The sequence below is a fragment of the Pseudodesulfovibrio sp. 7M6 genome, from assembly GCF_050058625.1.
In the GTDB taxonomy this organism is placed as follows: domain Bacteria; phylum Desulfobacterota; class Desulfovibrionia; order Desulfovibrionales; family Desulfovibrionaceae; genus Pseudodesulfovibrio; species Pseudodesulfovibrio salinus.
Map to the genome: position 1 here is coordinate 948942 of NZ_CP188816.1, position 19382 is coordinate 968323.

The following is a 19382-nucleotide window of genomic DNA, read 5'->3' on the forward strand; positions in this document are numbered from 1 at the left end:
AAAAATGCCCGGTATACAAGGTTGGGATCAGCCCAGGCGCTGGTTGTGCACCTGTATCACTCTGTCAAGCTCGGACAAGGCCTGCTTCTGTTCCTCGGTCTTGGCTGCTTGTGATGCCAATCGCCTGTAATAACCGGCCTTGTTGTTGTCGCCGGAGTAGACCGACGAGTAGGCCAGATGAAGGTTGCCGCCGAACACGTCGCCGGAGGAACCCATCAACATCCCGAGGTGGTAGTGCACCTCGGAGTCCTCGGGCACCATTTTCAGCACCTTTTCCATATTGGCGATGGCCCGGCCGTAGTCTTTGCTTTCGCCTTGAATGCGGGCCAGGTAAAACAGTCCGAGAGCATCTTCGCGGTGCTTGATAAGCGCCTTTTGCAGGTATTTGAACGACTCGGAATAATTACCGATCTTGAAATAATAAATGCCGACTTCTCGGCAGACCAGCGCGTCTTCGCCATCCATGGACAGCGCCTTGTCAAATGCGGCCTTGGCTTGGTCCTGGTCTTTGAGGCGCAGTTCCACGATGCCGAGTCCGATCCAGTCCATGGCCGAATACTCGGCCTTGGGTTTGTTTTCCCAATACGCTTTGGCTGCCGCGGCATCGGACATTTTGGAGCGGACCAGGACCTGCACCTTGCGCAGCATGGTGTTGTCGTCCTTCCGTTCCGAAAACGAGGGAGGCATGCGTGCAATACGATCCTGGAGGTAGACAATACGGTCAGACAGACCGGGGTGAGTGGAAAGATAGCTTGGGGTTTGCGAGTTGCCGGAATCAAACCAGCGATTTTTCATAAGTATTTTAAATGTTTGAGGCATCCCGTTCGGGTTGTAACCAGCTTTGACCAGGGCATTCATACCCACGTGGTCGGCCTCGCGTTCGTCGTCCTGAGAGTAGCCGAGCATGGCGGCGGTGCCCAGTCCCTGGGAACCGACGATCAGAGCCTGGGCCGCTTTGCCCGATCCGGACCCTCCCGCCACGCCGATGAATGCTCCGGCGAGCACTCCGGCCATAGTGAGCAGGCCAATTTTACTTTGTTTTTCCAGCCGTTTGGCAACATGGCGTTGGGAAACGTGGCCGAGCTCATGGCTAATGATACCGGCCAATTGGCTTTCTGTATCAACCGACTGAAGCAGTCCTGTAAAAATATAGATGTATCCGCCAGGGATAGCGAAGGCATTGAGGATGGGGTTTGCAATGACCGCGCTTTTGACCCTGAATGGCATGGGGCGCTTGGCCTTGACGATGCGCTGCACCACATAGTCCACATAGGAGGTGATGTAGGTATCGCCCACCATGGACATGCGCGAGCGCAGTATGCGGTCAAACTGGCCTCCCAGCCGATTTTCATCGCGGATGGTCAGCTTCTCCGCACCCAGAAGACTGGCTTTGGCCACCTGCAGCGGGGCCAGTACCATGGTAACGGCGGCGACAAGGGCGGGGAATATGGTGAAAAGGCTTTTGCGCATGCGGACTCCGTATTTTCGGGGTACCTTCATTGTAATCATTTATCCGGTGTAGGCAACCGGCGACGCAGGCGTGCACAAAAGGCGAAGCGGCCAAGATGGCCGCTTCGCAACTCTTTGATTCTACAGTCGTTACTTGCTCATTGAATCCAGGAACTCTTGATTGTTCTTCGTTCCCTTCATCTTGCCGCGCAAGAATTCCATGGAGTCGATGGAGCTCATGGGCGAGAGCAGCTTGCGCAGGATCCAGACCCGGTTGAGCACGTCGTCGTCGAGCAGCAGCTCTTCCTTGCGGGTGCCGGAGCGGTTGATGTCGATGGCGGGGTAGACCCGTTTTTCGCTCAGATGGCGGTCCAGATAAAGCTCCATGTTGCCGGTGCCCTTGAATTCCTCGAAGATGACCTCGTCCATGCGTGATCCGGTATCGATAAGCGCAGTGGAGATGATGGTCAGGGAGCCGCCTTCCTCGATGTTGCGGGCGGCGCCGAAGAACCGCTTGGGGCGTTGCAGGGCGTTGGCATCGATACCGCCGGAAAGGACACGGCCCGAAGACGGGGTTACCGCGTTGTAGGCCCGGCCGAGGCGGGTGATGGAGTCGAGCAGGATGACCACGTCGCGTTTGCGTTCGACAAGGCGCTTGGCCTTTTCGATGACCATGTCCGCAACCTGGACGTGCCGGGTCGGCGGCTCATCGAAGGTGGAGCTGACCACCTCGGCCTTGACCGTGCGCTGCATGTCCGTCACTTCCTCGGGCCGCTCGTCGATGAGCAGGACGATGAGGTCCACCTCGGGGTGGTTGGCGTTGATGGAGTTGGCAATGGTCTGCAGCATGATGGTCTTACCCGTGCGGGGAGGGGCCACGATGACGCCGCGCTGGCCCTTGCCGATGGGGGCGAGCAGGTCGATGATGCGGGCGGAATAGTTCTTGTCGCCGTTTTCGAGCTTGAGCTGCTCCTCGGGGTAGAGGGGCGTCAGGTTGTCGAAGAGAACGAGATTCTTGGAGTGTTCAGGTTTTTCATAGCCGATCTCGCTGACCCGCAGCAGGGCGAAGTAGCGCTCGCCCTCCTTGGGGGGGCGAATCTGGCCCGAGACGACATCACCCTTGCGCAGGCCGAAGCGTCGGATCTGTGAGGGCGAAACATAGATATCGTCCGGACCCGGCATGTAGCTGTACATCGGCGAGCGCAGAAAACCGAAGCCGTCGGGCAGGATTTCCAGGACGCCTTCGGCAAAAATTTGTCCGTTTTGGGAGGCACACTGCTGCAAGAGTTGGAAGATAAGTTCCTGCTTGAGCAGGCTGCTCGGATTTTCGACGTCAAGCTGTACCGCCAAATCGGTCAGCTCCTGCATGGATTTCAGCTTGAGCTCAGCGAGATTGAGCCGGTCCACACCGTTGCCGTTGGCGTTTTCAGCCCCGTTTTGGGCAACAGTGGCGGCAACGGTCTTTTTACGGCCTTTGCCGGTGGCTTTGCCTTTGGGGGTCTCTTTACCAGTCTTGGTATCGGGCATATGTGAAGAATTGTGTGGTTATAGGGTTTTGGATTATATATCCATCGCCGCCTCGGCACGGTGCACGGGGGCGAAATATCCCATATGGAAGGGGTATGCGGAAAAGAGGACGACCACGGATCGGGCGGCCGGGCGGTAAAATTAATTACCTCATGCTAGGGTTTCACGGCTTGGGGCCGCAGACAATTCGGTTCAAATGATGAAGCGGATGGTGTCTGTCATCAAAGACGACTCACCCGGCGTATACCAAACCGGCGGTCTTGACAAGAGGGCTAGGCCTTTTCTTCCTGGGCCGCAATGACATCGGCGAACATTTCGTTGATGTCATCCTTAATTTCATCCTGAGAACGGTCGAGAGAGTAAGCCAGTTCCATGGAAACCAGACCCATGGCCTGTTCCAGCAGGCGCCGTTCGCCAAAGGACAATTCCTTGTCCTTGCCGATGAGGAAAAGTTCCTTGAGCACGTAGGCCACATCGGAGAGGTCGCCGCTCTTGAGCTTTTCCGAATATTCGCGATATCTGCGGTTCCAGTTTTGACCTGTGTATCCGGTAAAGCCGGAACGGTCATCAAGAGAGGCAAAGATATCCTTGCCTTCCGTAGCCTTGCATACCGGGCGTAAACCAACGTTTTCCGCATTGGCCACAGGGACCATCAGCGTAACGTTGTTGCTCAGGATGCGCACAATGTAAAAGTCGGCTTTCACGCCTCCAATTTCCTGAGACTCGACACGCTCGACGCGACCGACCCCCTGGGAAGGATACACCACCAACTCATTGACGTTGAACACCGGGAAAAAACTCCTTGATCTTGCGCGGAAAAGTAGCGCAGAAAAGTAGTATAGCCAAAACGCGGGTAAGAGTCCAATGTTACCTTGAGGTATTGTTCTCTTCGGGCCCCTTTTCTATTGAGCCCTCCCCGTCGTTCAGCGGTTTTTGCTGCTCTGTAGCGAGTGAAAAACCGTTAATATGCTGGGTGGCAAACCCGTTGCCGCGGCGGTAGAATATGTCCAACCCCTTCACGGCATGTTCAAGAATCTCGGGCAGATGAGCGGCATCGTCATCTGAAAACCGTTCCAGTACCCAGCGGATGACGTCCCCTTGCCGTTCCGGGCGGCCTATCCCCAGCCGGAGTCGGTAAAAATCCGCGCTGTTCAGACATTCCTGAATGGATTTCAGGCCGTTGTGCCCGTTGTCGCCACCACCCTGCTTGAGCTTCATGCGCCCGACAGGCAGGTCCAGTTCATCGTGCGCCATCAGGACTTGGGAAGGGGCAATACTGTGTCGGCCACATATTTTGGCAACAGCCCGGCCGCTCAGGTTCATGAAGGTCATGGGCTTGGCCAGCAGCCTGTATGCACCCGCAAATTTGGCCTGCCATAATTCGTAATCGCCGGACTCCTCCAGGCGTTTCAGCTGCATGTTCTTTCGTCCTTCAGCCATGGCCAGAATGACGTCCACAAGCATGAATCCTATATTGTGGCGGGTTCCCGCGTATTCACTACCCGGGTTGCCCAGGCCGACGATAACGCCTTTGTAGTCCATTGGTTGTATTGTCCCCCATTGCGTTGATGCGGTAGCGTCGATGCGAGTATAACAGCACCTGGCTCAGGACGCAAAAACTCCCGAAGCGCGGAAATCGCGCTCCGGGAGATGGTTTCATGAATGGTCGGAAGACCGTTATTCAGCGGCTTCCTCGGTGGCGGCTTCAGCCCCTTCGCCTTCTTCCTCATCCTCGTCACGGGGGGCAACGACGCTGACAACAGCGTAGTTTTCATCGAAGACAGGGGTCACACCTTCGGGGAAGGCGACGTCTTCAATGTGGATGGAGTCGGAAACGTCCAGATCGGTGACATCCAGAACGATGGAATCAGGGATGTCCATAGGCTTGCAGACCACTTCGATGCTGTCGCGGAAGAGCTCGACGATACCGCCCAGCTTGAGGCCCTTGGCCTTGCCCTGCAACTCGAAGTGAACGGCGACCTTCAGTTCCTTGGTCAGGTCCACGCCGAAGAAATCAACATGCTCAGGCACGCCGCGGACCGGCTCGTTGCGCACGCGCCAGAACAGGGCGGGATGGGTGCGGGTCTGGCCGTTGTCCTCAATGACCAGTTCGAATACCTTGGCGCTGCCCAGGGCCGAGTAGGCCTTCTGCAGCGGAACCATGTCCATCTTGACGGTGATGTTGTTGCCCTCGGAATCGTAGTAGATGCCGGGGACTTTGCCTTCCAAGCGCAGACGGCGGTTCGGGCCCTTGCCCATCTTCTCGCGCTTCTGCACATTCAGTTTGATCAGTTCAGCCATGATTGTTGCTCCTTTTGCGCCCTGGCCGTCCACTTTGGACGGACGCCCGCGCTTTAACAGGTTGCAGGGATGATATCCCTAGACGAACAGTACGCTGACGGACGATTCCGTGTGTACGTTATTGATAGCCTTGGCAAGCAGTGACGCAATGGAGCACTGCTTGATCTTGGAAGATTTTTTGTTCGGTCCCAGCGGGATGGTATCGGTGACGATAATCTCGCTGAAGGCGGAATTCTCCAGACGCTCGATGGCCGGACCGGAGAGGACGGGGTGGGTGGCGGAAGCCATGACTTCCTTGGCCCCGTTTTCCATGATGACATCGGCGGCGGCGCACATGGTGCCTGCGGTGTCGATCATGTCGTCAACAACCACGGCGACCTTGTCTTTGACATCGCCGATGATGTGCATGGCCTTGGCCTGATTGGGGGCGTCGCGACGCTTGTCCACAATGGCCAGGGTGGCACCGAGGCGCTTGGCATAGGCACGGGCGCGCTCCACGCCGCCAGCATCGGGCGAGATGATGACGAAATCATCGTCGCGGTTGCGCAGATGCTCCAGCAGGACCGGGGCGGCAAAGAGGTTGTCCACCGGACAGTTGAAGAAGCCCTGGATCTGGCCTGCATGCAGGTCGCAGGTCACCAGGCGCTGCATTCCAGCAGTGGAGAGCAGGTCTGCCACCAGCTTGGCGGAGATGGGGGCTCTGGGAACCACCTTGCGGTCCTGGCGGGCGTAGCCGAAGTAGGGCACCACGGCGGTCACGCGGGAGGCGCTGGCGCGCTTCAGCGCATCCAGCATCAGACACAGTTCCATGAGGTGATAGTTCACCGGCGAGCAGGTCGGCTGCACGATGAAGACATCGTCGCCACGGACGTTCTCGCCGATCTCAATACGAATTTCTCCGTCCGAGAACCGTTCGCGCAGCACCGGAGAGGGCTTGGTGCCCAGGTGTTCGCAGATGGCCTCGGCCAGTTTCGGGCTGGCCGAACCGCTGATGATTTTAAGTTCTCCGTGCATGCATCGCTCCCTGCTTCACGGGTTGATGATTCAAATGGCTGGGGCGGGAGGATTTGAACCCCCGAATGTCAGGACCAAAACCTGATGTCTTACCACTTGACGACGCCCCAGCAAAAAAATTGACGAGATGTGGCTGGTCGCTGCGTGCAACCCGGCTTCCGCGTATCAATATACGCTTCAATCCAGGCCGATGTTCGCGCCTTGCGTCCAGTCCATCTTTCGATGAATTGGCTACTGACAATCCATCATTACGTTTTCAATGCCGTCTTTTTTCAGCACCTGGGCAACGGTTGCCGCTGATTCCCTGTTGCGAAACAGGCCGAACAGAGATGCTCCCGAGCCACTCATGGCGGCGCAAATCGCTCCGCTTTCTATGAGGGTTTCCTTGGCTTTTCGCAGAATTGGATATTCCGGAAAAACCACGGCCTCAAAGTCGTTCGAGACGACAAGGGGCGAAACGAAAGCTGGATTCTTAGACTTCAAATATAGGGATGTCAAGGATTGGCTGGCGGTAGGGTGATTCTGGGCTTTGTCCCATGCTTTGAATGCCCATGGCGTGTCCACATGCACGGGAGGGCAGGCAACGATCAGGGTCAGGCCGGAGAGGTCGATATCGGTCGGGGTGAGCTGCTCGCCGATGCCGGATGCCCAGGCCGGACCGTCCATCAGGAAAAAGGGCACGTCCGCACCGAGTCCGGCCGCGAGGTCCACGAGGGATTGCAGGGGGAGGGCCTGTGACCCGGCGTTGTCGTTCAACCAGCGGAGCATGGCCGCGCCATCCGAGCTGCCGCCGCCCAGGCCGCCGCCCATGGGGATGCGCTTGTGCAGCGTGACGAACAGGCCGGGGCCGAACCCGGTTGCCTCGCGGTAGGCCTTCCATGCCTTATATATGAGATTGGACGTGGATTCGAGATCCGGATTCTCCGGGCAGCGCATGTACATGTGCTCGTCCTGGACAGGCTCGATGCGCAGGGTGTCGGCCAGGCCGTGCACCGGGTAGAAGAGGGTGCGCAGCTCATGATACCCGTCCTCGCGTCTGCCGAGGATGGAGAGGTGGAGATTGATCTTGGCCGGTGCGGCCAGCACGGATTCCGAAAGGGACGTTTGCATGGCGGAAAAATGAAGGGGACCCCGTTTGGGGCCCCCTTTGTAATCGGTTACTTCTTATCCAGGGGCAGAGAGACGATGGCGTTCTGGCCCTGCCGCTTGATGAGCAGCATGACGGCACCGCGGGTCTTGTCGCGCTTGATGATCGACATCAGGCTCTCGGCACTGTTCACGTTCTGCTGGTTGGCCTGGAGAATGACATCACCGGGACGCAACCCGCCTTCGGCGGCAACGGAATCCGGATCGACCTGGAGGATGACCAGTCCGGTGGGCTGCTTCAACCCAAGGGCCTGGGCGTCCTTACCCGTCATTGCGCGCAGGCTCATGCCCAGTACGGTGGCCGCTTCCTGCGGACCCTGCTGCGGGTGCGGGGCCATGGACGCCATGTTCTTTTCATCGCGTTCGCCCAGCGTCACGGTGCGGTGGATCACCTTGCCGTCGCGCCACAGCGAGAGGTGCGCCTTTTCGCCCGGCTTGAGGTCGGCGATCTTGCGCAACAGGTCGTTGTTGTTGTCCACGGCCTGCCCGTTGATCTCCAGGATCACGTCGCCCTGCTTGACGCCCGCCTTGTCCGCGGGATGTCCCGCGCCGACCTGGGCGATGAGCGCGCCCGTGGGCTTGTCGAGCCCCAGGGCCTTGGCGTCGTTTTCACTCACGGCCTGAATGGTCACGCCCAGCCAGCCGCGCTTGATGGGCTTGCCCTCGCGCAACTGGTCGACGATCTTTCTGGCCTCGGTGGACGGGATGGCAAAGCCGATATTCTCGGCGGCCGCGTTGATGGCGGTATTGATGCCGATGACCTCGCCCTTCATGTTCAGCAGGGGGCCGCCGGAGTTGCCGGGGTTGATGGACGCGTCGGTTTGCAGGAAGTTGTCGAACGGTCCGGCACCGATGATCCGGTGCTTGGCCGAGATGATGCCTGCGGTGACCGTGTTGTCCAGACCGTATGGGTTGCCGATGGCAAGAACCCACTCACCGACCTTGATAGCGTCGGAATCACCGAAGTTCAGCACTTCCAGCGGGTGGGGCGCATCAATCTTGATGACGGCCAAGTCGGTCTCCTCGTCACGTCCCACGACCTTGGCCGGGTACTCGGTCGGGTCGTCCTGGAAACGGACGGAAATCTTGTCCGCACCGTCAATGACGTGATTGTTGGTGACGATCTGCCCATCGGCAGTGATGACGAAACCGGACCCCTGGGCCATACGCTTGCGGGGGCGCTGAGGCTGCCGGGGCTGTCCCGGAAAGCCGCGCGGCCCGAAGAACTGGTTGAACTGCTCGAAGAATTCCTTGAACGGGTGATTGTCGGGGATCTGTCCCTGGAATCCCATGGAGCCGGGGGTTTCCTTGGCGGTCATCTCTGTGGAGATGAAGACCACGGACTTGCCTGCCCTGGCTGCCAGCTCGGTGAACACGGGCAGGCCGTTGTCGGCCAGGGCCATGTTCGGTACGGCGAGCAGCAGTACCAGAAACAGGATTGGGGTTTTGAGATGACGAATCATGCAACAAGCCTCCTAGGCGGATGCGGAAAACAGGATGTCGGCTTACGCCGCATTCAGAACTATAGGGTTTTTTTTTCACATGTAAATAGGGTGCACGAAATTGCACCAGGAAAATAGCTCAACCCCTCCGTGCAGAGACGAAATACTTGCCTTTTGATCCTTGGTCGGCTAGGGAATCCTCCACGTGCCCCCATAGCTCAGGTGGATAGAGCACAAGATTCCTAATCTTGGTGCCGCGTGTTCGAATCGCGCTGGGGGCACCATCATGAAAACAACCCCGCTTTCTTCGGAGAGCGGGGTTTTCGTCGGTTTTGACCAATTACTTTGGAACCGGGTGTCCTGTCTGGGGATATGCCCGTTAATGAGGCAAACCGTCCGGGTTGCCGAAGTCTCCGGGGAGGCGCAGGGTTTCTTCTCGCTGTAAGGCTTCATCCACTAACGCATTGTTTTTGGCTACTGAGAAGAGGGACCACCGCGCAACTTTAATGAGCAGGAAGTTGTCCATGCTCACTTTGCCCAGTACCTTATCCGGGTTATATCTGCCTATGGACATTATTCGCTGCACGGTTTGAATATCCCCGGTTGCGGCGAATACCATCCATAAGCGGTCAAGGTCGGCTGCATTCACGATGGGGGTGCGAATGGCCTCCCGTGGTTCCTGCTGGAGCAGCGAATTCACGGCATCAACGAGTGCCGTATCATTCGTTTGTTTGCAGATCGCGGTAAGGGCTTCACGGGAAGCTTCGACATTCGCAACCCAAAGGGAAAGGATGCCAAGGCGCTGGATCGCCTCGGCATCGGTTTCAAGTATTACCTTCTTGATATTCGCACACTGCTCCGGATTGCGGCGGAGCGCTTCACCGAAAAAGAAAGCGGGGATGGTATCGTCCTGCCCCTCCGGCGTGGGCTCTATGGCAACCGCTTGGAGCCACTCTGCGAGCTTTTTTGGCTTTGGGTTAAGATAGTAATTCATCATATCAGAACTGTAGTCTTGCTCATCAGCTTCGGCGCCAAAAGCCGGTAAAGCGATCAACATCATCACAATTGTAACGGCATATGTGAGTAAATAACGTTTCATGTGTGAGAGGTAGCTCGTTTACGCGGCGACTTCAACTGATAGTTTATAGTTTCCCGTACATTATGTCTGCATTTTGCCCCACAAGCGGTTGTTTTGTAAGAATCCCACATTTGTTACTGAATTGGTTTGTTTCAGTGTGTTTTTTACTCTCCCTTTTTATACGATTTTTGTTTTGGCCTGCAGATGTATTCCTTCATCTATATTCCTGTAATGCAAGGGGCGCATTTGTATTCCGGATAATTAGTTGTTACGAAAGCTTATACGGGTAATGGAAATGCTTCCCATTCCATATCCGTTGTGGTGGTCGCGTTGAGCGTCGTGTCTTCCTTCGGACTGGGAAGCTTGCGTTTGTCAGTTCCGTCTCCTATATGCCACGGCCTTGAATGTGGCATGGGCTCGACCGCCCATGGAATAGAGCATACAAGTCAGGAGACCCATATGAAATTGTGGAAAAAGTGTATCGTTGTCGTCTGCTTGCTTGCGCTGGTCATCCCGGTTTTCGGGTGCAGCGAGGAAGGCCCCATGGAAAAGGCTGGAAAGAAGTTGGGCAAGGCGACTCAGGATGCTTCCGACATTGCGCATGATACGGCGGACAAAGCCAAGAAGCTGTTCGACTAGAGACGCTGTTACGAGCAGGAACAAAGAGAACTCTCCGCAGCATACAGGGGGCGGAAGCTCTGTTTGGTTTGCATATTGTTTTTATGCTTTGGATGAAAACGGCAACTGGATTTGTCCGTTGTCTTTTGAGGAAATGTTGTGCTTTTTGCGGTTGTTTGCGCCATTGCCAAGGATGAGGATTTCGGTTTGAGGGAATGGGTCGATTATCATCTGATGATCGGCTTCGATAAAATCTTCCTGTTCGATAACGAAAGCCGTACCCCGGTTCGGGATATCCTGCGCGACTATGTCGATGCGGGCGTCGTGGCCGTGTCCGATATTGCCGGGCACGGTGTTCAGCTTTCCGCCTATGCCTCGTTTGTGGCACAGTTTCGGGAAACGGCCGAATGGGCCGCCTTCATTGATGTTGATGAATTCATTGTGCCGAAGGATTGCGGCCGAATAGCCGATCTGCTGGATCGATACGACGAGTTCGGCGGACTCGGCATCAGCTGGAAGGTGTTCGGCTCCTGCGGCTATGTTTCACGGCCGGACAGGCCGGTGACCGAGGCCTACGACCGTGTGCTTTCCCGCGACACGCACATCAAGACCATTGTCAGACTGCGCGATGTGGCAAAGGTCTGCTCCCCCCATCATTTCGAGTTCAAGGGGGACCGTTGTTGCGTAAACGAGCACGGTGTACCGGTCCTTGGGCCGGAGTCCTACCACACCTCGGAGACCGTGCAGGTCAATCACTACTACTATAAGTCGCAGCAGGACTACGAGTGCAAGTCCGCCCGAGGATTTGCCACGCCGCTGCTCCACTGCGAAGGGTATGACATGGCCCGGTTTTACCGTCAGGCAGAGCGGAAAGGCGAGTTGGACACGGCTATTAAACGGTTCGCGTCCGCGTTGCGCAGTTTCCGGCGGGACGGAGCGCGGCTTGCGGCCTGCCGTCTGGCCGAGGCGTGCAGCTTTGACGAACCGGCCGTGCTGGCCGAGGCCGGTCGGCTACTGCTGGAGTCCGGCACTAAAGCTGCGTTGGCCTATCTGCGGGAGAAGGAGCGGTATGTGAATCCCGTCTCTTTCGGGCTGGCCCGGGTGAGAATCCTCGCCGCTTCCGGAGCGCGCGAGGAGACCTTGCGTGCAGTCCGCCTGCTTCTGCTTCGGCACAAGGACAATGCCGTTGCCTTTGATGCCGTGCTGCAGGAACTCACTCAGGCATATCGCCGTCTTGGGTTGTCGGAGCAGGCCGAGGCCGTTGCGCACATGCTTGCCGTGTGACCTGGAGGGATTTTTGTTCAAGATGAAATTGGACAAGGGATTTCGATGTTACGGCATCGAAATCCCTTGTCTTGTTTTGTGCCTTCCGGGGCCGACTTCGGGGGTGTTGTCGGCACCCAAGGGTTGATCTAGAAGGACATGTAGGTGGCCCAGAGCCAGGAGAGCGGCATGATCAGGATAAGGGCCGGGATCATGTTGCCCACCGGGAACTGTTTGACGCCGCAGATGCGGAAGCCGGTGGCCAGCATGATGATGCCGCCACATGCCGAGAAGTCGGCGAGCATGTCCGGCGTGGTCAGAGGCATGATCAACGCTGCACATAGAAAGAGTGTCGACTGGACCAGGAATTGCGGAATGACGAGGATGCCGACCGTAAATCCCATGGCCGAGGCGAAAATGGGTGCGGTGAAGAAATCCAGAATGGACTTGGCGATGAGCAGGGTTGGGTCGCCGGTCATACCTTCGGTCATGGAGCCGTATACGCCGGTGGCACTGATGCAGAAGAGGACCAGCAGGGCCACGAACTTGTCCAGGAATTCCTCGCTGCTCATACCTTCGGCGGGGCGGGTGATTTTTTCAACCAGGGTGCGGCTTTTGCCTGCCAAGGCCTGAATGCCGGTTTCCAGCTTCATGATTTCGCCAAGGAGAGAGCCGACGACCAGTGCCAGGACAACCGGGGCCAGGAATTTCACTTTTACGATCATGGCCACGCCCAGTCCCATGGAGGCACAGCCGAAAACCATCGGCATTTTGATGCGCAGGTTGGCGTTGAGCCGAGGGCCGAGAAGAGCCCCTGCGACACTGCCGACGAGCAGGGCCGCTCCGTTTACGTAAGGACCTATCATATTGTTTTCCTTAAGGGGAATGGGTGTCATCCCCGGATTTTTTTCAGAGTAAAGTATTATGGACGGTTGGCAGGGCCAAACCGCCTGGGGGCGCTGATTGCGAGCGCAGGGAATTAATGCGGAGGTGTTAATTCTCTATGGTAAAGCCGAATTCAATTTCGGAACGGGTGTAGAAAACACGCAGGTTGCTGTCCTTCAGCAGGTGCAGCAGCTTGTTGCACTCCTCAGCGGTCAAGGCCATGGTGATCTGTTCCGGCGCATCTTCGAGGTCGAAGTAGTTATCCATATGCAAGCGTCCGTCATGTCCCAGTCCTTCACTGCCCGTCAGCAGGGTGGCACCGCGCGCACCCAGCTCCTTGGCTGCTTCTATGATCCATCGCGATACCGGAATGCCCTCATGGGTGCGGCTGCGTTGGGTAAAGAAAATCACAAGATAGCCTTTCATACTCTCTTCCTATTATATTGGTGAACCGGCAGGGAGACCACCCAACTCGGCATGAGGGTGCCTACATCCCGGCAGGAAGCGGAACAATGACCTGCGTCACTGAGACGAAAAAAACAGGCTAAAGAATAAAAAACGGGCTGGTCGACAGCTCATCGAGCTGATCGCGGTTCAGGATGCGGATGGCCCCGCGCGACTTGGCTATCAGTCCCACCTCCTGGAGGCGTGAAACCACCCGGGCCGCCGTCTCCCGGGAAACACCCGTCATTTCCGCCACGTCCGCATTGGTCAGGGGCAGATCCGGGCCGATGCGCGCGGTGAGCATGTTCAGGGCATTGAGGATGCGTCGTTCCGCGCTTTCGTCGATGATGTCCAGAATACGGGTGTAGGCCCCGTCGAGCAGCTCTCCCATGGTGTCGAGGATGCCGGATGCAACGGCAGGACAGTCCAGAACCCATTGGCTGAAGACTTCGCTGGGAATGGCGAGGAGCGTGGCGCTTTCCTGCACGCGGGCGGAAAACAGGCGGGGCCTGGGGCGAAAGCAGGTCACCGCGTTGAGCGTCATGCCCCGGACGGCGATGAGGTAGGTAAAAACCTTTCCCGACGGCGCTTCCTTGGAGAGGATGACGCGGCCGCTTTCGACCATGTAGTAATGGGTGGAAGGATCTCCGGCTCTGAAAACGTACTGCCCTTTTTCGTAATGGACGCGTTCCGTCCTTTCGGCCAGTCGTCCCAGCACTTCATGTTCGGCAAGGCCGAGGTTGGCATCTTCGCAAAGGATGCCGATGATTTGTTCTTTGTCCGGGGGATTCACGCCAATTCCTTTTATTGCGAGTTCCAACTTCCCGCCAAGTCGTTCGTTCGTCCAAGCGGGAGGTTTGTCTGTTTCGTGCCGTTATTTTCGTTAATGGTGTGGAATGGAAGCGAAAGTTATGCGTCTTCCCGCTTCATCAACGGAATGGTGAAGAAAAAGGTGCTCCCCACGCCCAATCGGGATTCAACGGAGATGACGCCGCCGTAGTGCGTGACTATCTGGCGGCAGATGGCCAGTCCAAGCCCGGTGCCGAACGGCCGCCCGGCTTGGTAAACGCCTTCGCTGACCTGGTAGAAAAGGTCAAAGACATGCTCCAGATCCTCCTCAGGAATGCCCGGCCCCGTATCGATAACCCGGAACCGGACGAAATCCCCGTCCCTGTCCACTGTAAGTCGGATTTCCCCCTGAGGGGTGAATTTGAAGGCGTTGTTGAGCAGGTTTATCAGTACCTGCTGAATGCGGTCCGGATCAGCCTTGATGGCCATGGCCTCAGGGATGGGGTCCACTTTGAAATCCAATCCCTCAATTTCCGCTGCCTGTCCGGTAAAGACCTCGGCGGCGGCGTGCAGCAGCGTTTCCAGTTCAAGCGGCTCGTCCCGCCACTCCATGCTGCCCGATTCGATTTTGTTCAGGTCCAGCAGATCGTTGACCAACCGTCCCAGCCGTTCCGCTTCGCTGCGCACCACGCTCAGGTTTTCGGCAAACCGCTGTACCCTGGGTTGGATGGACGTGTCCTGCTCCAGGCGAGGGACGAAAAAGTCCTTAAATTGCTTTTGCATGAGAATGACGAATCCGAGAATGGCCGTCAGCGGGGTCCGCAGCTCGTGCGATGCGGAGGAGAGGAACAGGGTCTTGGCCTTGTCCAGGGCTATGAGGTCCTTATTTGCCTTGGCCAGTTCCCTGGTGCGTTCGGCCACGGTAACCTCCAATCCTTCTTTGACCTTTTCCAGCTCTCGGCGAGACTGCTCGATTTCTGTCATGTCCACGATGGTTTCAAGCAGAATCCTTTTCCCTTCCCGTATTACCACGGAGGCCGACTTCATGATCGGGATGGTGTCGCCGGAACTGGTCAGCAGTTTTCTTTGAGAGATGTCCTGCGGCTGGTGCTGGTCGAGTATCGGGCACTGGTCCTTTTCCGCAGGGCATGTCAGCTGATGGCAGATGTGGCCGACAACCTCGTCCCGCGTGCGCCCCGCCAGCTTCAGGGCATGGTCGTTGATGGAAAGAATGATTCGGGTCTCGGGATCAATGAGCAGGATGCCCACGTTGATGGAGTTCATGACCTGGTTCAGGAATTTTTCATTCTCAACAATCCGTTCCGCCTGAGCCAGCTGGTTTTGATGCGCATTTTCAATCTCTCCCAGCAGGGCCTTGAAGTTGGCGGAAAGAGTTGCGATCTCATCGTTGCCTTTTGCTTCCACAAAGCCTTGACTGCCCGGATCAGCCCGTATGGCCGAGACCTGGGCATCCAGTCCTTCCAGTCTGTTGAAAATCTTGAAATGCAGGAAGATATAAAAACCGAGAAAAAGCAGAATCATGGCCAGGGCGATGCCGATGCTGTTGTAGTCGGTCACCTTCCTGCCATATGCCGTCATTTCACGATTAATTCTGACCAGAAGCCTCGCGTCCGTCCCGGTCAACGTACTGAGCCGACAGACTCCAACAGCGGTATGCTTGTCTATGTTCACCACATATGTAGAGGCGTCCTTTGATTTGGCCGGGCTTGGAACAGCATCTTCCGACCGTTCCAGGGAAACATCATGCCCAGTCCCCCGGTTGAGCCCCTGCATCATGGCATCGGATATGGAACGAACCATCGTCAGTCTTCCCATCGACGGGCCGAATCCCTCGCTGCTCAATATGGGGCGTTGGGCAAGCAGATAGTAGTCCCCATCGATCAAGGCAATGCCACCAGTCCCTCCAAGGCTGTCCGGAATGGCCGGAAGGGGCCTGGAAGAAATCTGTAGCAGGGCGGCCAGTATATCTTCGCTGTCGCGTTTGTCCGGTATGACGGCACGGGCAAAAACGGTATTGCCGTTTGCGTCGCGGATGATGATGGCGCTCAGATCCTGGGACTCAAAGGTCTCGGTGGGGATGTTTGATTTTTCAAACTCCGCATTTTTATCTTGTACGTAAACGTAGGTATCGTCCCATGACGCCCAATCTATTACGGTGTTGTCGAGCTGTATCAGGTTGTGTTGCAACTGATGTCGTGCAGATTCCAGCGCATTGATGACATAGCGATGTTCAAGCTCGGAAAATCCATTTTCCAGGACATGGGTCGAGAAGAGCAGATGCCCGGTAAAGATGACTGTCGACAGGAGCAGTCCTCCCAAAATGGATATATGTCGTACTTTCAATGAGGCCTCGCCGGCGATTGCTGTGCGATTGAAGAAAACCGATTATGAATTTAGCCAGCTTGCTATTTTAGCGCAAGCCAATATCCGATGCGGTGCAGTCGTGTTCCTCTCCGGAAACGGCAGGCAGGGTGAAGTGAAAGACGCTGCCAGCGCCATATTCGGATTCAACCCAGATAGATCCCTGATAATGCTCTACGATCTCTTTGCAGATGGCAAGTCCCAGCCCGGTCCCCCGCGCATCCCCGATCATGGTGTCGCCAAGGCCGATCTTGTGGAATTTATCGAAGATGAGCGGTTGCTCCAGGGGGGCAATTCCTATGCCGGTATCGGCAACGGCTACGTGGAGAGCTGAATTCTCCGCAGTAAGGCTGACCCTTATTTCTCCGGCATTGGTGAACTTGAACGCGTTGTTGAGCAGATTGATGAGTACCTGTTTTATCTTGTCCGGATCGGCATAGATAGAGGGGGCTGTTGGGGGAAACTCCGTAATCAGACGAACCTTGGGGTTCTCGGCAAAGGTGCCGACGACGCTTTCCACCGACTGCCGGGCCACGTCGCAGAGATTGATGAGTGAGTCATTCCATTTGGCGTTGCCGGATTCGATGCGGTTCAGGTCGAGAAAGTCATTGATCAACCGGGTCAGCCGCTTGCCTTCCGTATTGATTATATCCAGGTTGCGCCGGATGCGGTCTCCCTTGCTCTTCAGCTGTTGCGAAATGGCGAGGGGCATGAAATGACGGTGAAATTCCTTACCCGTAAGCTTGGCGAATCCCCGGATGGAGGTCAGCGGTGTGCGCAGTTCATGCGAGACCGATGAGACCAGATTGGATTTGATTTCGTCCAGTTCCTTGAGCCGGTTGTTGGCGGCAACCAGCTGGGTTGCCTTGGTCTCCAGTTCCACTGTCCGCTCCCGTACCTTGCTCTCCAGCTCCTCGTTGAGCCGGGTGAGCTCTTCCTCATTTGCCTTGCGTTCGATAGCCATTGCCACCTGTTCGGAAACCGCTTCCAGAAAGGATACGTCCGCGTTCGAATAGTGGGTTGGATTGGTGTAATGCTGTACTGCCATGGCGCCGAGGACGACGCTTCTGGTTTTGAGCGGCACGCCGAGCCAGACGGCGGGTATGGAACCGATGCAGCCGATACGCTCCATATGGGCTGGGGAGCGGATGTCATCGCGCGTGACGAGCAGCGGTTTGCCTGTTCGGACCACATGGGCCGTCAGGCTGGGGCTGGATGGATCACTGACATTTGTGATCTCATACTGTGAGTCCCGCTCGTCTTCGAAATAGGGGAGGACGATGCGGTCCTTGTCCGAGTCCAGCAGGCCAATGTAAAAATTGGTGGCGTCAATGCCTTCGTCAAGAATGGTATGGATGGTTGCGTAGAGGTCCTGAAGGTCTCCTGTAGTCGAAATGGCCTTGGAGATGGCATACATGGCCTGCGTGGTGCGCTCGTTTATCTTGCGTTCCGTAATATCCTGGAGGAACCCTTCAAAACAGGCTATCTCACCGTTTTCATTCATGATGGCGCGCACGTTGCACGATACCCAGATGGGCGTGCCGTCCCGTTGGCGGAAAGGCATCTCATACCCTTCAATGTGGCCTTTTTGCTTGATAAGCTCGAGTAAACGGTAGCGATCTTCTACGGAATCATAGCATTGCGTACCGACATCCTTCATTTCCTCCAGTAGCTGCTTCGGCGAATCGTATCCCATCAATCGGGCCGCGGCGGCATTGGCCGTGATGAGCCTGCCTGCGGGGGTGGATTGAAATATGCCGTTGCTCGCATAGGTAAAAATATCGCGGTATTGCTGCTCGGACCGCTTGAGCGCCTGGTCCGTTTTCTTCCATTCCGTGATGTCGGTGATGGTGCCTGCCAGTCGGCTGCAATTGCCGTCCTTGTCCATGCCCGAGGTGCTGCGGGCCAGGATAAGCCTATAGGAGCCGTCCTTGTGCCGCATACGGAATTCGATTTCGAAATGATCCTGCTCGCCGTCTATGCATTGCTTGTGGATGGCCAGGACCCGTTCCCTGTCCTCCGGGTGGAGGGCCCTGCGCAGGCTGTCCAGGCTGTTTTGCATTTCATCATCCCGGTAGCCGAGGATCGCCTTGTAGCGGGGGGAGAAATAAATCATGTCCGAGCCGAGGTCCCAGTCCCAAATACCGTCGTACGCTCCCCGGACAACCAGTTCGTAGCGTTCTTCGCTTTTACGCAAGGCTTCACGGGCGTTCTCGCTTTCCGTGATGTCGATAAGGGAGCAGACCCGGTCTCCCGTGTCCTGCGTGAGCGCGATGACCATGTGCACGCGCTTGCTTACGTTGCCGCGGGCTAGAAAAGTGAAGTCGTAGCGGGTTGGGGCCTGATCTCCGACAGCGCGTGCGTCGTGATAGGAATGCAGTCGTTTGAGGTCCTCAGGGGCGACGAACCGCGTCCACTGCATTTCTCCGAGGATGCTCGACATGGGGTAGCCGGAGAGAATTTCGAACTGGGAGTTGCATCTGCGGATCACACCGTCGTTGTTGAAGGTGACCATGGCCGTCCCGGTTGTTTCAAACAGCGTGCGGTGAAATTTCTCGCTTTCCACAAGCGCGGCTTCAGCTTGCCGGATGTCGGAAATGTCCATGACCACACCGCGTAGCCCCACCCTTTTACCGTCGCGGAAAAGGGGTTGGAAGAATATCTTGACCGGGATGGAAGAGCCATCTTTGCGGAGGCCCATGGTTTCGATTCCGTGCGAAGGATGGTCGGCCAAGGCTTCCTTGATCGAACGCATACTATGCGCAAGATAGTCGGGATGGATGGTGTCGGTGATGCTGAGACCGTTATTGAAATCCTCTCGGGAAAAACCATGTGTCTTGAGGGCAAAGTCGTTGACATAGGTAAACTTTCCGTCCAGGTCGGTCTCGAAAATCATTTGCGGCAGGGATTCGACCATAACCCGATATGGATCGGGACGGTTTTCCAGTTCGCGTATACGCGAGCGGAGGCTTTCCACTTGATGGCGTAACTCCGCCTTGGTCATGCTGTTCTCGTTACCCATGCTTGTTCCCGTCGGTAAGCCC

Annotated in this window: 16 protein-coding genes and 2 tRNA genes; 3 read left to right on the top strand and 15 right to left on the bottom strand. The window is 56.6% G+C overall.

The window, feature by feature from the left end; genetic code table 11:
* Positions 1-27: 27 nt before the first annotated feature.
* The 9 genes from ACI0FG_RS04415 to ACI0FG_RS04455 all read right to left on the bottom strand — a co-directional run bounded on the left by ACI0FG_RS04415 (position 28) and on the right by ACI0FG_RS04455 (position 8900).
* A complete protein-coding gene (locus ACI0FG_RS04415; protein WP_419787350.1) occupies positions 28-1470 on the bottom strand; it encodes a M48 family metalloprotease in 1443 nt (480 codons plus the stop codon).
* Between the two features lie 129 nt (positions 1471-1599).
* Positions 1600-2817 (bottom strand): transcription termination factor Rho, encoded by a 1218-nt coding sequence (gene rho / locus ACI0FG_RS04420; protein ID WP_419788353.1) that lies wholly within the window; start codon positions 2815-2817, stop codon positions 1600-1602.
* A gap of 431 nt (positions 2818-3248) precedes the next feature.
* Positions 3249-3764: a CarD family transcriptional regulator gene (locus ACI0FG_RS04425; protein ID WP_419787351.1), complete on the bottom strand. Its 516-nt coding sequence runs from the start codon at positions 3762-3764 to the stop codon at positions 3249-3251.
* A 79-nt stretch (positions 3765-3843) separates the two neighbouring features.
* On the bottom strand, positions 3844-4518 hold the full coding sequence (pth, locus tag ACI0FG_RS04430) for an aminoacyl-tRNA hydrolase (RefSeq protein ID WP_419787352.1): 675 nt from the start codon (positions 4516-4518) through the stop codon (positions 3844-3846).
* A gap of 135 nt (positions 4519-4653) precedes the next feature.
* The gene (locus ACI0FG_RS04435) at positions 4654-5277 is read right to left on the bottom strand and encodes a 50S ribosomal protein L25 (RefSeq protein ID WP_419787353.1); all 624 of its coding nucleotides are present in this window, start codon (positions 5275-5277) and stop codon (positions 4654-4656) included.
* A 78-nt stretch (positions 5278-5355) separates the two neighbouring features.
* Positions 5356-6291 carry a ribose-phosphate diphosphokinase gene (locus tag ACI0FG_RS04440; RefSeq protein ID WP_419787354.1) on the bottom strand — a complete coding sequence of 312 codons (936 nt, stop codon included), beginning with the start codon at positions 6289-6291 and terminating at the stop codon, positions 5356-5358.
* A gap of 35 nt (positions 6292-6326) precedes the next feature.
* A tRNA-Gln gene (locus ACI0FG_RS04445) sits at positions 6327-6401 on the bottom strand.
* Positions 6402-6522: 121 nt separating this feature from the next.
* The gene (gene ispE, locus ACI0FG_RS04450) at positions 6523-7401 is read right to left on the bottom strand and encodes a 4-(cytidine 5'-diphospho)-2-C-methyl-D-erythritol kinase (protein WP_419787355.1); all 879 of its coding nucleotides are present in this window, start codon (positions 7399-7401) and stop codon (positions 6523-6525) included.
* Between the two features lie 47 nt (positions 7402-7448).
* Positions 7449-8900: a Do family serine endopeptidase gene (locus ACI0FG_RS04455; protein ID WP_419787356.1), complete on the bottom strand. Its 1452-nt coding sequence runs from the start codon at positions 8898-8900 to the stop codon at positions 7449-7451.
* 186 nt (positions 8901-9086) lie between these two features.
* Here ACI0FG_RS04455 and ACI0FG_RS04460 point away from each other — a divergent pair.
* A tRNA-Arg gene (locus ACI0FG_RS04460) sits at positions 9087-9163 on the top strand.
* 95 nt (positions 9164-9258) lie between these two features.
* On the opposite strand, the gene ACI0FG_RS04465 is transcribed toward ACI0FG_RS04460, so the two are convergent.
* Entirely contained in the window at positions 9259-9978 is a 720-nt protein-coding gene (locus tag ACI0FG_RS04465; RefSeq protein ID WP_419787357.1) for a hypothetical protein, read from the bottom strand.
* A gap of 438 nt (positions 9979-10416) precedes the next feature.
* Between ACI0FG_RS04465 and ACI0FG_RS04470 the strand changes: the two genes are divergently transcribed.
* Together ACI0FG_RS04470 and ACI0FG_RS04475 are read left to right on the top strand one after the other, a co-directional pair.
* The gene (locus ACI0FG_RS04470; RefSeq protein WP_419787358.1) at positions 10417-10596 is read left to right on the top strand and encodes a hypothetical protein; all 180 of its coding nucleotides are present in this window, start codon (positions 10417-10419) and stop codon (positions 10594-10596) included.
* Between the two features lie 138 nt (positions 10597-10734).
* Positions 10735-11859: a glycosyltransferase family 92 protein gene (locus tag ACI0FG_RS04475; protein ID WP_419787359.1), complete on the top strand. Its 1125-nt coding sequence runs from the start codon at positions 10735-10737 to the stop codon at positions 11857-11859.
* Between the two features lie 128 nt (positions 11860-11987).
* On the opposite strand, the gene ACI0FG_RS04480 is transcribed toward ACI0FG_RS04475, so the two are convergent.
* The 5 genes from ACI0FG_RS04480 to ACI0FG_RS04500 form a co-directional block, all read right to left on the bottom strand.
* On the bottom strand, positions 11988-12704 hold the full coding sequence (locus ACI0FG_RS04480) for a DUF554 domain-containing protein (RefSeq protein ID WP_419787360.1): 717 nt from the start codon (positions 12702-12704) through the stop codon (positions 11988-11990).
* Between the two features lie 127 nt (positions 12705-12831).
* On the bottom strand, positions 12832-13149 hold the full coding sequence (locus tag ACI0FG_RS04485; RefSeq protein ID WP_419787361.1) for a DUF190 domain-containing protein: 318 nt from the start codon (positions 13147-13149) through the stop codon (positions 12832-12834).
* Positions 13150-13267: 118 nt separating this feature from the next.
* Positions 13268-13960 (bottom strand): Crp/Fnr family transcriptional regulator, encoded by a 693-nt coding sequence (locus ACI0FG_RS04490; protein ID WP_419787362.1) that lies wholly within the window; start codon positions 13958-13960, stop codon positions 13268-13270.
* A 116-nt stretch (positions 13961-14076) separates the two neighbouring features.
* Complete coding sequence (locus tag ACI0FG_RS04495) at positions 14077-16320, bottom strand: sensor histidine kinase (RefSeq protein WP_419787363.1); 2244 nt, start codon at positions 16318-16320, stop codon at positions 14077-14079.
* A 67-nt stretch (positions 16321-16387) separates the two neighbouring features.
* Complete coding sequence (locus tag ACI0FG_RS04500; RefSeq protein ID WP_419787364.1) at positions 16388-19360, bottom strand: PAS domain S-box protein; 2973 nt, start codon at positions 19358-19360, stop codon at positions 16388-16390.
* Positions 19361-19382: the final 22 nt, after the last annotated feature.